We start from the raw sequence: 14,305 nt of genomic DNA, 5'->3' as shown, positions 1-14,305 counted from the left end.
GATGGCGAAAGCAGCGACCCCGAAGACGGCGGCCCCAAAGACCGCCGCGAAGACGGCGCCGGCAAAGGCTCCGGCAGCAGCGGCAAAGGCGGCTCCGGCCAAGAAGGCGGCAGCGCCCGCCAAGGCCGCCGCGGCCAAGGCGCCGAGCGTTTCCATCAAGAAAACCGGCCTCGCCGGCAAGGTTCGCCAGGTCATCGGCGCCGTCGTCGACGTGCAGTTCGGCGAGCATCTGCCGGCGATCCTGAACGCGCTGGAAACCTCCAATGTCGGCAACCGCCTGGTGCTCGAGGTTGCCCAGCATCTCGGCGAAAACACCGTGCGCTGCATCGCCATGGACTCGACCGAAGGCCTGGTTCGCGGCCAGGAGGTCTATGACACCGGCGCGCCGATCACCGTGCCGGTCGGCCCGGGCATGCTCGGCCGCATCATCAACGTCATCGGCGAGCCGGTCGACGAGGAAGGCCCGGTCAACGGCATCGAGATGCGCTCGATTCACCAGCCGGCCCCGACCTATGTCGAACAGTCGACGGAAGCGCAGATCCTGGTCACCGGCATCAAGGTTCTCGATCTGCTGGCGCCCTACGCTCGCGGCGGCAAGATCGGCCTGTTCGGCGGCGCCGGCGTTGGCAAGACGGTGCTGATCCAGGAGCTGATCAACAACGTCGCCAAGGCGCATGGCGGCTTCTCGGTGTTCGCCGGCGTCGGCGAGCGCACCCGCGAAGGCAACGATCTCTATCACGAGTTCATCGAGTCCGGCGTCAACAAGAAGGGCGGCGGCGAAGGCTCCAAGGCGGCGCTCGTCTACGGCCAGATGAACGAGCCGCCGGGGGCGCGCGCGCGCGTCGGCCTGACCGGTCTGACGGTCGCCGAATATTTCCGCGACCAGGGCCAGGACGTGCTGTTCTTCGTCGACAACATCTTCCGCTTCACGCAGGCGGGCTCGGAAGTGTCGGCGCTGCTCGGCCGTATTCCTTCGGCCGTGGGCTATCAGCCGACGCTCGCCACCGACATGGGCGCGCTGCAGGAGCGCATCACCACCACCACCAAGGGTTCGATCACCTCGGTGCAGGCGATCTACGTGCCGGCCGACGATCTGACCGACCCGGCGCCGGCGACTTCGTTCGCTCACTTAGACGCGACGACCGTGCTCAACCGCGCGATCTCGGAAAAGGGCATTTACCCGGCGGTCGATCCGCTCGACTCGACCTCGCGCATGCTCGACCCGATGGTCGTCGGCGAGGAGCACTACCAGGTCGCCCGTCAGGTGCAGTCGATCCTCCAGCGCTACAAGTCGCTGCAGGACATCATCGCCATCCTGGGCATGGACGAGCTCTCGGAAGAGGACAAGCAGACGGTGGCCCGCGCCCGCAAGATCGAGCGCTTCCTGTCGCAACCCTTCTTCGTCGCCGAAGTGTTCACCGGCGCGCCGGGCAAGCTGGTCGACCTCGCCGACACCATCAAGGGCTTCAAGGGCCTCTGCAACGGCGACTACGACCATCTGCCGGAGGCCGCCTTCTACATGGTCGGCGGCATCGACGAAGCGGTCGAGAAGGCACAGCGCCTGGCGGCCGAAGCGGCGTAATCAAGGCAATAGGGAGTAGTCAGTAGTCAGTAGTGAATAGCAGCTGGGCGATCAGGACTGTTGTCCTTTCTTCCTACTCCCTACTCACTATTCCCTACTCACTAAATTGACATGGCTGAAGCTTTCCAATTCGAACTGGTCTCGCCCGAGCGCCTGCTTGTCTCCGAGCAGGTCGAGGCCGTCGTCATTCCGGGCGCCGAAGGCGAGATGACCGTGATGGCGCACCACGCGCCGGTCATGACCACGATCAAGCCGGGCGTCGTCACGGTGAAGACCGCTACCGGCAAGGAAGAACGCTACGTGGTGTTCGGCGGCTTTGCCGACATCGTTCCTTCAGGCTGCACGCTGCTCGCCGAATCGGCGGTCGCCGTCGGCGACATCGATCGCGCCGACCTTGCCCGCCGCATCCAGGAAGCCAAGGAAGACGCAGCCGACGCCAAGGACGACCAGGCCCGCAGCAAGGCCGAACAGTTCCTTAGCCAGCTCACCACGCTGGAAGGCGCGATCCTGCCGGCGTAGGGTTTCGCTGTCATAAGCGCTTGAAAAGCGGGCTTGGCCGCTTTTCTATTGGACACCCAGGGCAGCGAAGGCGCCTGCCGGCCCGTCCTGCCGCAGACGTTCGAGATGGGCAGCAGTCAGTCCAATCAACGTCTGGCGCTCGGCGTAGTCCTTGGCGAAGCCCGCAAGGTCGAACACAGCCGTCACTGTCTGGTCTGTTGGCAGGCTCTGACCAAAAAGCGCCGCCAGCGGCAGATCCAAAGGGTCGGTGAAATGATTTTCCGGCAAGGTCTTGCCGCGCGCCTCGCAAGCGGCGATCCAGGCGGCGACGACCAGCGTCAGGTGCTCGGGGACAGTACCGGCCTCGCTACGCTCCATGGCCGAGGCGACGATGCGCTGCGGCAGTTTCTGACTGCCGTCATTGGCGATTTGCGCCGTGCGGTGGGCGAGCGCGGTGTTCGAAAAACGCCGGGCAAGCTGGGCGATATAGTCGGCCGTGTCGAGCCCGGCGTCCTGCGGCAGCGTCGGGATGGCCTCGCCCCATAATCGGTCGACAAATTGCCGGATCGCCGGATCGGCGAAGGCGCGGTCGACCGTCGCATGGCCGCTCAACAAGCCGAGATAGGCGATTGCCGAATGCGCGCCGTTGAGCAGCCTGAGCTTCATGTCCTCGAACGGTCCGACATCGCCAACCATGGTGACGCCGAATTTTTCCCAGGAAGGTCTGCCGGCCGGGAAATCGTCCTCGATCACCCACTGGCGGAACGGCTCGGTCATGACCGGCCAGGCGTCGTCGACGCCGAGCTGGCCGGATATCCGCATCCGGTCGGTATCGGTGGTTGCCGGCACGATGCGATCGACCATGCTCGACGGAAACGCCACCTCGTCGGCGATATGTTGGGCGAGCGAGGCATCCCGCAGCGCGGCGAATTCGACCAGCAGCCGGTGCAGCGTCGCGCCATTGGCAGGGAGGTTGTCGCAGCAGAGAACCGTGAAGGGCTGACAGCCGGCGGCGCGGCGGCGCGCAAGAGATTCGGCGAGAAAACCATGCGCCGTCTTCGGCATATGCGGGTTCGCCAGATCGTTGACGATGTCGGGATGAGTCGCGTCGAGCCCGCCGCCGGCCGCCCGCAGATAAGCCTTTTCGGTGATTGTCAGCGTGACGATACGGGTGCGCGGATCGGTCAGCGCGGCTAGCACCGCATCGGGATCTTCCGGCGCCACAAGCAGCGAGAGGATCGAACCTATGACGTGCAAGCTTTCTCCGCCGCTGTCCCTCACCGCCAGCGTGTAGAGGCCGTCCTGCGGCGCCAGCGCGTTGCGTGTGTCGCCGCTGCGCAGCGATACGCCGACAATGCCCCAATCCGTCTCGCCAGCCGCCAGACACTCATCGGCATAGGCCGCCTGGTGAGCGCGATGGAAGGCGCCCACGCCGAGATGGACGATGCCAGGCGCAATGCGGGTGCGGTCATACGAGGGAACAGCGACCGAAGCCGGCAATGCCTGAACCGTGTCGTTGGAGAGTCTGCTCGTCATGGTGCGGCGTGTCCGGTCGGATTGCGTGGATCGTCATCAGGGAGATCGGCGGCGGCGTAACATCCGGCTCCGTTTCGTACAATGGGCAGTCTTCGCGCAAAGTCATCATACAACAATTCACTTTTTGTATGTTGACATTATTTCCTACCGTCCCTACCGATAATCCTTGGGAGGACCGAAATGGCAGGATTGACCGATCCGGATCTGCTGTTTGCCGGCGAGGGGCGCTCGCTTTTGCTCGCCCGCGATCTCTATGCCGGCATCAAGGATCTGCCCATCGTCAGCCCGCACGGTCATACAGATCCGCGCTGGTATGCGCTCAACGAACCATTTTCCGATCCGGCGCAATTGCTTGTCGTGCCGGACCACTACATTTTCCGCATGCTGTTCAGCCAGGGCGTGCGCCTCGAGGATCTCGGCGTTTCGAGCTTGGCCGGCTCCCCCGCAGAAGCCGACGGCAGGGCGATCTGGCGGCGCTTTGCCGAGCACTATTATCTGTTTCGCGGCACGCCGACCCGTTTGTGGCTCGATCATGTGCTTGCCCATCTGTTCGGCATTGAAGAGCCGCTGAACGCGGCGACGGCCGACCGTCACTACGACATGATTGCGACGCTGCTGCGGTGGGAGAATTTCCGCCCGCGCGCCCTGTTCGAGCGCTTCAACATCGAAGTCATCGCCACGACGGACGGGGCGCTCGACGATCTCGGATGGCACAAAGCGATCCGCGACAGCGGCTGGGAAGGCCGCGTCATTCCCACCTATCGGCCGGATGCCGTGATCGACCCCGACTTCGAGGGTTTTTCGGCCAATCTCGACCGGCTTGGCGAGATCAGCGGCTGCGACACCGGCAGTTGGGCCGGCTATCTCGACGCGCATCGCCAGCGGCGCGCTTTCTTCAAGGGTTTCGGCGCAACCGCGTCCGATCATGGCCATCCGACGGCGGAGACCGCCAATCTTTCCGATGCCGCGGCGCAGGAGCTGTTCAACCGCATTCGCCGGGGCTCGGATGACGAGCGCGAGCGCAAACTGTTTCGCGCCCAGATGCTGACCGAGATGGCCAAGATGAGCCGCGACGACGGGCTGGTGATGCAAATCCATCCCGGTTCCTGGCGCAACCATTCACCTTCCATGTTTCAGAAGTTCGGCAGGGACAAGGGTTTCGATATTCCGACGCGGACGGACTATGTGACGGCGCTGAAGCCGCTGCTCGACTGCGTCGGGCTGGAGCGCGACCTGACCATCATCCTCTTCACGCTCGACGAGACCAGCTATGCCCGCGAATTGGCGCCGCTTGCCGGCGTCTACCCGGCGCTGAGGCTGGGACCGGCCTGGTGGTTCCACGACAGTCCGGAGGGCATGCGCCGATTCCGCGAGATGACGACGGAGACGGCCGGCTTCTACAACACCGTCGGCTTCAACGACGACACCCGCGCCTTTCCGTCGATCCCCGCCCGCCACGATGTGGCGCGCCGGGTCGACTGCGCCTATCTGGCGCGCCTCGTCGCCGAGCATAGGCTGCGTGAAGACGAGGCGCATGAGCTGGCAAAGGAGCTTGCCTATACGCTTGCAAAGAAGGCGTACCGGCTTTGAGCCGGACGCCAGGTCAAAAAGGGAGGAAGTCATGTTGCATTTTTCGAAACTGGCGGGAGCTGCGCTGCTTGCCGCCGCACTGATGGCCGGAACGGCAAGCGCCCAGACGGTTCTGCGCTCGTCCGACACGCACCCGGACGGCTATCCGACGGTGGAGGCGGTCAAATATTTCGGCGAGCTGGTGAAGGAGCGTACGGCTGGCCGCTACGCGGTCGAACTCTATCATTCCGCGCAGCTCGGCGAGGAAAAGGACACGATCGAGCAGGTGCGCGCCGGCGTGATCGATCTCAACCGCGTCTCGATGGCGCCGTTCAACGGGCTCATCCCCGAAACCACCGTGCCCTCGCTGCCCTACATCTTCCGCTCGGAAGACCATATGCACAAGGTCATGGACGGAGCGGTCGGCGACCAAATCGCGGCGGCGTTCGAACAGGTCGGACTGGTGCTGCTCGCCTTCTATGACGGCGGGGCGCGCTCGTTCTACAATTCGAAGAAGCCGATCAACTCCGTAGCCGATCTGGCCGGCATGAAATTCCGCGTCATCCAGTCCGACATCTTCGTCGACATGGTGGCGGCACTCGGCGCCAACGCGACGCCGATGCCGTATGGCGAGGTGTATTCGGCGATCGAGACTGGGGTCATCGACGGCGCGGAGAACAATTTTCCGAGCTACGACACCGCCAAGCATGCGGAAGTCGCCAAGTTCTATTCGCTCGACGAGCACACGATGGTGCCGGAAGCCTTCGTCATGGCGAAGTCGAGCTGGGACAAGCTGACGCCGGAAGACCAGGCCATCTTCAAGGCGGCCGCCAAGGAAAGCGTCGCCAGGCAGCGTGAATTGTGGGCCGCCAAGGTCAAGGAATCGCGCGCCAAGGTCGAGGCGGGCGGTTCGCAGATCACCAACCCGGACAAGCAGCCCTTCATCGACGCGATGGGTCCGGTCTACGAGAAGCACGTCAAGGACGACAAGCTGAAGGCCATGGTCGAGGCTATCAAGGCCGTGCAGTGATCAAGCGGCGGCGCGGCATTCCGCGCCGCTATCCTCCTACGGAGAAAACCGGTGACCTCCAGCCCAGAACAGAGATTGCCCCTGTCCGGTGTCGCGCGCGTCATGTCGCGCGTCAGCACGGCGGCGCTGTGGATCGCCGGCATCGGGCTGGTGCTGATGACCGTCTTCGTCGCCTGGCAGGTGTTCGGCCGCTATATTCTCAACCGCTCGCCGAGCTGGACCGAGCAGGGCTCGGTTATGCTGATGAGCTGGTTCATTTTCCTCGGCGCCGCCGTCGGGGTGCGCGAGAACTATCATCTCGGCTTCGACGTTCTGCTCTACGTGCTGCCGAAAGGCGGCAAGCGCTGGCTGAGGATGATCTCGGACCTCGTCGCGCTCGCCTTCGGCATCGGCATGATCTGGTATGGCAGCCAGCTGGTCGCACTGACCTGGGGCGCTACCCTGCCGTCGCTCGGCATATCAGGGGGCTGGGACTACGTCCCGCTGGTCGCGGGAGGCGTGCTCGTCGTGCTCTTCACGCTGGAGCGCATCGTGCTTCGCCTCTCCGGCGCGCCGATCGACGATGCGCTCGATGAACTGCCGCCGGCGGAAGTCGCAGCCGAACTCGACACAGCTGACGTGAAGGTCTGACGCCATGGAACTCTGGATCCTCTTCGGCGTCTTCACCCTTCTGATGCTTATCGGCACGCCGATCGCTTTCTGCCTCGGCGTCGCAAGCTTTGCCACCGTCCTCTACATGGGCCTGCCGCCGCTCATCGTCTTCCAGCGCCTGAATTCCGGCATGAGCGTCTTTTCGCTGCTGGCCATTCCCTTCTTCATCTACGCCGGCGACTTGATGGTGCGCGGTGGCATTGCCGGCAAGATCGTTGCCTTCGCCGGCTCGCTCGTCGGCCATTTGCGCGGCGGCCTCGGGCAGGTCAACATCGCGACCGCTACACTGTTCGGAGGCATTTCGGGCTCCGCGGTGGCCGAGGCAGCAGCGGTAGGCGGCTTGATGATCCCGCAGATGAAGGCGCGTGGATATGGAACGGATTATGCCGTCAACGTCACGTCGATGGCAGCGCTGATCGCGCTGCTCCTGCCGCCGTCGCACAACATGATCATCTACTCCATCTCGGCAGGCGGAAAGATCTCCATCGCCGACCTGTTCACGGCAGGCATCATCCCGGGCCTGCTACTGGCCCTGTCACTGATGATCACCGCCTATTTCGTGGCGCGCTCCCGGGGCTATCCGACCGAGCCGTTTCCGGGCTTCACCGCCGTCGCGCATCTGTTCGCTGTCGCGGTGCCCGGCCTGCTGCTGATCGCGATCATCTTCGGCGGCGTACGATCGGGCGTTTTCACGGCAACCGAGAGTTCCTGCATTGCCGTCATCTATGCGTTGCTGGTTACCGTCTTCGTCTATCGGCAGATGACTTGGGAAAGTTTCGTCCATGCCACCCATGGCGCCGTGCGCACCACGGCCATGGTGCTGCTCATCATCGGCATGGCGGCGTCGTTCTCGTGGTTGATGGCCTTCCTGAAAGTGCCGGCGGCGCTCATTGCCTCCATGAACGCGATCTCGGACGATCCGCTGATCGTGCTTCTTCTGCTCAACGTCCTGATGCTGTTCCTCGGCACATTCATGGACATGGGGCCGACGATCATCATCTGCACGCCGATCTTCCTGCCCGTGGCGCAGGCCTATGGCGTCGATCCGGTGCATTTCGGCGTCATCATGATCCTCAACTTCGGTATCGGGCTGAACACGCCGCCGGTGGGCGCAGTGCAGTTCGTCGCCTGCGCCGTGGGCAAGATATCCGTCTGGGAAGCCATGCGCTCGATCTGGCCGTTCTACGGCGCGGGCCTCGTGGTGCTGGGGCTCGTCACGTACATTCCGGCGATCTCGCTCTGGCTGCCGAGCGTGTTCAAATAGGGTTTGGCAATGGCATCTGACATGGCGACCAGCCTGAAGGTCGAACGCAAGCCGAAGCTTTCGGAAACCGTGGTTGCGGCGCTTCGAAAGCAGCTGCATGCGGGCGAGATCCAGCCGGGACAGAAGCTGCCGACGGAGGGCCAGCTGACCGAAACCTTCGGCGTCAGCCGCACCGTCATCCGCGAGGCGCTGGCCAAGCTTGCCGCCGACGGCCTTGTCGAGCCGCGCCAGGGCGCCGGCGTCTTTGCCACCGAGCATATTTCGACGATGTTCGGCGCGCTGGCCGCCGACATGGGAGCCAAGGATTCGATCGCGCTCAACGTGCTCGAGGTGCGGCTGGCGATCGAGATCGAATCCGCCGGGCTTGCCGCCGTCCGCCGCAACGCCGCGCAGGAAGCGGCGATCCAGGAAGCTTTTTTCGAGTTCGAGCGGCTGCTCCTCGACAGCGAGCCGACCGGCCCGGCCGATCTTGCCTTCCATCGGGCGATCGCCAGCGCCACCAACAACCCGTTCTACGTCGAGATGCTCGATGTGCTGGGACGCCGCGCCATCCCTTGCGACGTCACCTCGCCATGGTCCACCGAGATCGCCCAATCCGATGTCTATCAGCGCGGGCTGCAACGCGAGCACCTGGTGATCCTGAACGCGATTTCGGCGGGCGATGCCGAGGCGGCCCGCGAGGCCATGCGCGCCCATCTCAGCGCCAGCCAGCAACGCTATCGCGAGCGCCTGCATGCACGACAGGTTTTTTATGCCGATTCGGTCAAGGCCGCGGCAACCGAATGATCCACTCGAAGTCAGGGCAGCAATGAATCAGATTCACAATCAAACGGACTTCACATCGCGCTTCGCCATCGACCCCGTTGCCGCCGCGGCGATGGGAACGGACGAGCTTCGTCACAATTTCCTGATCGAAGGTCTGTTTCAGCCTGGCCGCATCAGCCTGACCTATTCCCACTATGATCGCATGATCGTCGGCGGCGCCATGCCCGCCGAGGCACCGCTGCCGCTCGAAGCGATCAAGCCGACGGGGACCAAGAATTTTCTCGACCGCCGCGAAATGATCGCCGTCAACATCGGCGGCGCCGGCACGGTGAAGGCCGGAGGCCAGTCCTATGAATTGCAGGCGCGCGATATGCTCTATCTCGGCATGGGCGCCAATGAGGTGTCGTTCGCTTCGAGCAACTCGGCAGAGCCGGCTAAATTCTACCTGCTCAGCGCGCCGGCGCATCAGAGCCATCCCAGCCGGCTCATCCGCATTGGCGACGCCAGGCGGCTCGATCTCGGCAGCCAGGCGACTTGCAACGAACGCTCGATCTTCCAGTTCATCCATGCCGACGGCGTGAAGACCTGCCAACTGGTCGTCGGCATGACGCAGCTTGCGCCGGGCTCGGTCTGGAACACCATGCCGTGCCACGTGCATGACCGGCGCATGGAGGCCTATCTCTATTTCGATCTGCCGGAAGCGGCGCGCGTGTTCCATTTCATGGGCGAGCCGGATGAGACACGCCACCTCGTCATGCGCAACGAGGAAGCGGTGCTGTCGCCGGGATGGTCGATCCATTCGGGCGCCGGCACCTCCAACTATGCGTTCATCTGGGCGATGGCCGGCGACAATGTCGACTATACCGATGTCGATCCGGTGGCGATGGAAGAGCTGCGGTGAGCGCCGCTTTCAGCCTCGCCGGCAAGCGCATCCTGGTCACCGGCGCCAACACCGGCATCGGCCAGGGTATCGCCCTGTCGATCGCGCGCGCCGGCGGCGCGGTGGTCGGCGTCGGCCGCTCGGCGATGGACGACACGGCACGGAAGGCCGCGGCGGTGGGCGGGACGTTCGTGGCAGTGGCCGCCGACCTTGCCGATCCCGCTGCCGCCGCCGGCATGCTCGATCGGGTCTGGGACGAGCAGGGGCCGCTCGATGGGCTGGTCAACAATGCCGGCATCATCCGGCGCGCCGATGCGGTCGAATTGACCGAAGCCGATTGGGACGAGGTGATGGACATCAATTTGAAGACGGTCTTTTTCCTCTGCCGGAACTTTGCCAGGCGGGCGTTTGCCGGCGGACGCAAGGGCAAGATCGTCAACATCGCATCGGTGCTGAGTTTCCAGGGCGGCATCCGCGTTGCTTCCTACACCGCCTCGAAACATGGCGTGCTCGGTATCACGCGGCTGCTCGCCTGCGAATGGGCAACAAAAGGCATCAACGTCAACGGCATCGCGCCCGGTTATATCGAGACCAACAATACCGAGGCGCTGCGCGCCGATCCCGACCGCAGCGCTTCGATCCTGTCGCGTATTCCGGCCGGACGTTGGGGCGCACCGGAAGACATCGGCGACGCCGCCGTCTTCCTGCTGGCGCCGGCGTCCAACTATATGCATGGCGCGGTGATGCCGGTGGATGGCGGCTGGCTGGCGCGATGAGAGGATAAGGATCTGGCGATGACTGGAACGAAGATTTTCGCCCATGCCGGCGAGGGCGCGTGGACGCCGACACCGGATGGCAACCGCAGGCGCGTTTTGCTGCACACCGACGAGCTGATGATGGTCGAATTCGGCTTCGACAAGGGTGGCGTCGGTGCGCTGCATTCGCACCCGCATGTCCAGGCGAGCTACGTCGCCGAAGGCCGCTTCGAGGTCGCCATCGACGGCAGGACGGAAATCCTGGAAGCCGGGAGCAGCTTCATCGTCCCGTCCAACCTTGTCCACGGCGTCAGGGCGCTCGAAGCGGGTCGCCTGGTCGACAGTTTTACGCCGCACCGCGCCGACTTTCTCGACTGACGGCATTTGCGCAAATGAAATCCCGCGCCTCCGGAGAGGCGCGGGTTGTTGCCTGGGCGCCTTGCGGCGCCGCGGTACTCGAAACATCACCGCAGGGCCCGAAGCTGGCGAATCTTGGTGAAGATAGGATTAACCGGCCGGAGCGGTACGTTCTTTGTACGAAAGCGAACAGGGCTGGAATCACGATCCAATATCAGTCAATGAAGGGGATGCTCTTCAGCCCTTCTCCACGCCGCCTTTCCGGGCGGCGCCGATTGTAGAAATTCCCTGATGCAGATATCGCCAGTGAGCGCCCCGGCAGAGGATCCCAAACGGCGCGTCCTGAAGGACGTGTTCGGCTTCGACGATTTTCGCCCCGGCCAGGCACCCGTGATGGAGACGCTGCTGGCCGGGCGTCATGTGCTGGCCGTCATGCCGACGGGCGCGGGCAAATCGCTGTGCTACCAGGTGCCGGCGCTGGTTCTGGGCGGGCTCACTCTTGTCGTGTCGCCGCTGGTTGCGCTGATGCAGGATCAGGTCGCGGCATTGCGGCTTGCCGGCGTGGCGGCCGATACGATCAATTCCTCACTCGACCGCGAGGCCAATGTCGCGGCATGGCGCCGTGTTGCGGCGGGCCAGACGCGCCTGCTCTATCTCGCGCCGGAGCGGTTGATGACCGAGCGCATGCTCGAGGCGCTGGCCAGGCTCGACATAAGCCTGATCGCCATCGACGAGGCGCATTGCATTTCGCAATGGGGGCCCGCGTTCCGGCGCGAATATGAGGAGCTGTCGCGGCTCTCCGGCATTTTCCCCGATGTGCCGATCATCGCACTGACGGCGACGGCGGACGAAGCCACGCGTACCGACATCGCCGCGCGGTTGTTCGCGGGGCGCGTCGAGAGCCTGGTGCTGGGGTTCGACCGGCCGAACATCAAGCTCGGCATCGAGGCCAAGCAGAACAGCAAGCGCCAGTTGCTGGATTTCGTGCAGCGTCATGCCGGCCGCAGCGGCATCGTCTATTGCCTGTCGCGCAAGAAGACGGAAGAGATGGCGGCGTTCCTCGAGCAGAACGGCGTCACCGCGCTCGCCTATCATGCCGGCATGAGCAAGGACGCGCGTGAAGCGAATCAAAACGCTTTCATGACCTTGTCCGGCGTCGTCATGGTGGCGACCATCGCCTTCGGCATGGGCATCGACAAGCCTGACGTCGCCTATGTCTTCCACACCGATATGCCGGGCAGCCTGGAGGCTTACTATCAGGAGATCGGCCGCGCCGGCCGCGACGGACGGAAGGCCGAGGCGCATATGCTGTACGGGCTTGGCGACATCCGCATGCGGCGCCTCTTCATCGACGACGAGGACGCATCTGTGGAGCACAAAAGGCGGGCGCATCGCCGGCTCGATACGCTGATCGGCTATTGCGAGACGGCGCAGTGCCGCCGCCAGGTGCTGCTTGGCTATTTCGGCGAGGAAGCGCCGCCATGCGGCAATTGCGACAACTGCCTCGATCAGGTGCCGCGCGCGGATGGCACGGCCGAGGCGCGCATCATCCTGGCGGTGGTCGCGCAGAGCGGCGAACGCTTCGGTGCGGCCCATGTCATCGACATTCTGCTCGGCCACGGGACCGAGAAGGTGCTGGCCAGAGGCCATGAAGGGCTCGGCGGCTTCGGCAGCGGAGTGGCGCACAGGAAAGATTTCTGGCTGTCGCTGATCCGACAGCTTGTCGCTGGCGGTTTCCTGGAGCCGGATCCGTCCGGCCATGGCGGCCTCGCCATCGCCGAAAAAGGCCATGCGCTCGGCCGTGGCGAGATTCCGTTCCAATATCGCGTCGAGACGCGGCATCGCGCCGAGCGCGGCAAGCTGCGTTCCGCTGGGGGTGCCACTGCGGAAGGTGTGGACGCTTCGCTGCTGGCTGCCCTCAAGGCGTTGCGGTTGCGCCTAGCCAAGGAACGTCAGGTGCCGGCCTATGTGGTGTTTTCCGACCGCACGCTGATCGACATGGCCGAGCGCCGCCCGCGCGACCTCGACGCTTTCGCCGAAGTGAATGGCGTCGGCGCCGCAAAGCTCAGGGAGTTTGGGGAGATGTTCCTGAGCGCGATTGCTGCGCACCGGTCAGAGGGCTCGGTGTAGCGAGTGCCACTGGTGGGCGGATTGGATGCATTCAAAGGCCCCAAGGGCTACGCAATTCCGGACGGAAAACCGCTACAGACTTTTGCTGGAATTACTCTTGCAGGGGTTGAGGCAGGCAACGAGGGCTGCAGGTCTTGCTTGACCACAGCAGCCCGCGCGGGATGTTGTTCCCTGCTCAGGTCACGAAGAACGAGTTTGCCGTGAGCGAGAGGCCTGGAGAAAGCGTGGCGAACTGTATCTGTGCCGCGCCGCCGATGCCGTCGCTGTCGAAGGAGAGCGCGCCGGTTGAACTGTTGTAGATGATATGGTCGGAGCTGTCGTGCGCGGCCGTCCCGGCAAAGAAAGCGGCGGCTGTGAGCGCGCCCGCGCCCAGCCCGGCAAAAATCGCGTTCTCGAGGTGGATCTTGTCCTGGGACGCGTTGAAGTCGGTGATCCTGTCGACATTGCCAGACCCAAGGGCGGTATTGAAAACGAAGGTGTCGTTGCCGCCAAGGCCGGTCACCTTATCGGCGCCGCCGCCGCCGTTGATGATGTTGGCGCCGGCATTCCCTATGATGCTCTGCGCCAACTCGTTGCCGGTCAGATTGATTGCGGTGGTCCCGCCGTCGCTCGTAGTGCCAAGGACTTCGATCGACGAGCCAGCCTCAAGCGCATAGCTCACGGAGGTCCACACCCTGTCCTGGCCTTGGCCAGCGGCCTCGATCACCCTGTCACCGGCATGGTCGACATAGTAATCGTCGTTGCCGCCAAAGCCGACCATCTTGTCGGCACCGCCGCTGCCGTTGATGATGTTGTTGCCGGCATTGCCGTGGATGGTCTGGGCGAGTTCGTTGCCGGTCAGGTTGATTGCCGTGGTGCCGCCATCCTTCTGGGTGCCAAGGACTTCAATTGACGAGCCGGCCGCGAGCGCATAGCTCACGGAGGTCCACACCCTGTCCTGGCCCTGGCCAGCGGCCTCGATCACCTTGTCGCCGGCATGATACACATAATAATCGTCGTCGCCGCCATAGCCGATCATTGTGTGGGCACTGGTTGCCTTGAGAACGTCGGCTCCGCTGGTGCCAACGACTTTGTCGGTTGTTGGGGGTGAGTTGTCGACAGGCGGTGGGTTATTGACGACAGGTGGCGGGTTGTTGACGACCGGCGGCGGATTCTCGGCAGGTGGTGCATTGTCGGTCGGAGGCGGTGTCGTCGTCCCAGTTCCGGTCTGAGTGTTGTGTTCCTTGAAAAAGGCTTGCATCGAAGAGGTATTGCCAAGCGAGGTTTCGCCGTTCTGCGAGGCCCATTT

13 protein-coding genes are annotated in these 14,305 nt (G+C 63.9%); 11 read left to right on the top strand and 2 right to left on the bottom strand.

Going from position 1 to position 14,305, the window contains the following annotated elements; translation table 11 throughout:
• The first annotated feature begins 1 nt into the window (after position 1).
• Complete coding sequence (atpD, locus tag AC0L2H_RS31330) at positions 2-1,582, top strand: F0F1 ATP synthase subunit beta (protein WP_473593582.1); 1,581 nt, start codon at positions 2-4, stop codon at positions 1,580-1,582.
• Positions 1,583-1,693: 111 nt separating this feature from the next.
• On the top strand, positions 1,694-2,101 hold the full coding sequence (locus AC0L2H_RS31325) for a F0F1 ATP synthase subunit epsilon (RefSeq protein WP_473593581.1): 408 nt from the start codon (positions 1,694-1,696) through the stop codon (positions 2,099-2,101).
• A gap of 45 nt (positions 2,102-2,146) precedes the next feature.
• Here the strand turns inward: AC0L2H_RS31325 and AC0L2H_RS31320 are convergent, their stop codons facing one another.
• On the bottom strand, positions 2,147-3,616 hold the full coding sequence (locus AC0L2H_RS31320; RefSeq protein WP_473593580.1) for a mannitol dehydrogenase family protein: 1,470 nt from the start codon (positions 3,614-3,616) through the stop codon (positions 2,147-2,149).
• 180 nt (positions 3,617-3,796) lie between these two features.
• On the opposite strand from AC0L2H_RS31320, the gene uxaC reads away from it, so the two are divergent.
• The 9 genes from uxaC to recQ all read left to right on the top strand — a co-directional run bounded on the left by uxaC (position 3,797) and on the right by recQ (position 13,017).
• A complete protein-coding gene (gene uxaC, locus AC0L2H_RS31315; protein ID WP_473593579.1) occupies positions 3,797-5,206 on the top strand; it encodes a glucuronate isomerase in 1,410 nt (469 codons plus the stop codon).
• A gap of 31 nt (positions 5,207-5,237) precedes the next feature.
• Entirely contained in the window at positions 5,238-6,215 is a 978-nt protein-coding gene (locus AC0L2H_RS31310; RefSeq protein ID WP_473593578.1) for a TRAP transporter substrate-binding protein, read from the top strand.
• A gap of 102 nt (positions 6,216-6,317) precedes the next feature.
• Positions 6,318-6,845 (top strand): TRAP transporter small permease, encoded by a 528-nt coding sequence (locus AC0L2H_RS31305; protein ID WP_473593597.1) that lies wholly within the window; start codon positions 6,318-6,320, stop codon positions 6,843-6,845.
• Positions 6,846-6,849: 4 nt separating this feature from the next.
• Positions 6,850-8,130 carry a TRAP transporter large permease gene (locus AC0L2H_RS31300; protein WP_473593577.1) on the top strand — a complete coding sequence of 427 codons (1,281 nt, stop codon included), beginning with the start codon at positions 6,850-6,852 and terminating at the stop codon, positions 8,128-8,130.
• Positions 8,131-8,139: 9 nt separating this feature from the next.
• Entirely contained in the window at positions 8,140-8,916 is a 777-nt protein-coding gene (locus tag AC0L2H_RS31295) for a FadR/GntR family transcriptional regulator (RefSeq protein WP_473593576.1), read from the top strand.
• 22 nt (positions 8,917-8,938) lie between these two features.
• The gene (gene kduI, locus AC0L2H_RS31290) at positions 8,939-9,796 is read left to right on the top strand and encodes a 5-dehydro-4-deoxy-D-glucuronate isomerase (RefSeq protein WP_473593575.1); all 858 of its coding nucleotides are present in this window, start codon (positions 8,939-8,941) and stop codon (positions 9,794-9,796) included.
• Entirely contained in the window at positions 9,793-10,551 is a 759-nt protein-coding gene (gene kduD, locus AC0L2H_RS31285; protein ID WP_473593574.1) for a 2-dehydro-3-deoxy-D-gluconate 5-dehydrogenase KduD, read from the top strand. The genes kduI and kduD overlap by 4 nt, the downstream gene beginning before the upstream one ends.
• An 18-nt stretch (positions 10,552-10,569) precedes the next feature.
• Positions 10,570-10,908 (top strand): cupin domain-containing protein, encoded by a 339-nt coding sequence (locus AC0L2H_RS31280; protein WP_473593573.1) that lies wholly within the window; start codon positions 10,570-10,572, stop codon positions 10,906-10,908.
• A 270-nt stretch (positions 10,909-11,178) separates the two neighbouring features.
• Positions 11,179-13,017 carry a DNA helicase RecQ gene (gene recQ / locus AC0L2H_RS31275; protein ID WP_473593572.1) on the top strand — a complete coding sequence of 613 codons (1,839 nt, stop codon included), beginning with the start codon at positions 11,179-11,181 and terminating at the stop codon, positions 13,015-13,017.
• A 175-nt stretch (positions 13,018-13,192) separates the two neighbouring features.
• Here the strand turns inward: recQ and AC0L2H_RS31270 are convergent.
• A partial coding sequence (locus tag AC0L2H_RS31270) for a calcium-binding protein (protein WP_473593571.1) occupies positions 13,193-14,305 on the bottom strand: 1,113 nt, incomplete at its 5' end.

The sequence above is a fragment of the Mesorhizobium sp. WSM4871 genome, from assembly GCF_055811295.1.
The sequence above is the reverse complement of the archived record's forward strand: the minus strand, read 5'-3'. Positions and strand labels throughout refer to the sequence as shown.

What these genes read in the sequence shown, in the direction of transcription:
- AC0L2H_RS31325 (WP_473593581.1), top strand. Translation starts at nt 1,694, where the DNA reads ATGGCTGAAGCTTTCCAATTCGAACTGGTCTCGCCCGAGCGCCTGCTT.
- atpD (WP_473593582.1), top strand. Translation starts at nt 2, where the DNA reads ATGGCGAAAGCAGCGACCCCGAAGACGGCGGCCCCAAAGACCGCCGCG.
- AC0L2H_RS31300 (WP_473593577.1), top strand. Translation starts at nt 6,850, where the DNA reads ATGGAACTCTGGATCCTCTTCGGCGTCTTCACCCTTCTGATGCTTATC.
- uxaC (WP_473593579.1), top strand. Translation starts at nt 3,797, where the DNA reads ATGGCAGGATTGACCGATCCGGATCTGCTGTTTGCCGGCGAGGGGCGC.
- AC0L2H_RS31305 (WP_473593597.1), top strand. Translation starts at nt 6,318, where the DNA reads ATGTCGCGCGTCAGCACGGCGGCGCTGTGGATCGCCGGCATCGGGCTG.
- AC0L2H_RS31320 (WP_473593580.1), bottom strand. Translation starts at nt 3,616, where the DNA reads ATGACGAGCAGACTCTCCAACGACACGGTTCAGGCATTGCCGGCTTCG.
- kduI (WP_473593575.1), top strand. Translation starts at nt 8,939, where the DNA reads ATGAATCAGATTCACAATCAAACGGACTTCACATCGCGCTTCGCCATC.
- AC0L2H_RS31310 (WP_473593578.1), top strand. Translation starts at nt 5,238, where the DNA reads ATGTTGCATTTTTCGAAACTGGCGGGAGCTGCGCTGCTTGCCGCCGCA.
- AC0L2H_RS31280 (WP_473593573.1), top strand. Translation starts at nt 10,570, where the DNA reads ATGACTGGAACGAAGATTTTCGCCCATGCCGGCGAGGGCGCGTGGACG.
- recQ (WP_473593572.1), top strand. Translation starts at nt 11,179, where the DNA reads ATGCAGATATCGCCAGTGAGCGCCCCGGCAGAGGATCCCAAACGGCGC.
- AC0L2H_RS31295 (WP_473593576.1), top strand. Translation starts at nt 8,140, where the DNA reads ATGGCATCTGACATGGCGACCAGCCTGAAGGTCGAACGCAAGCCGAAG.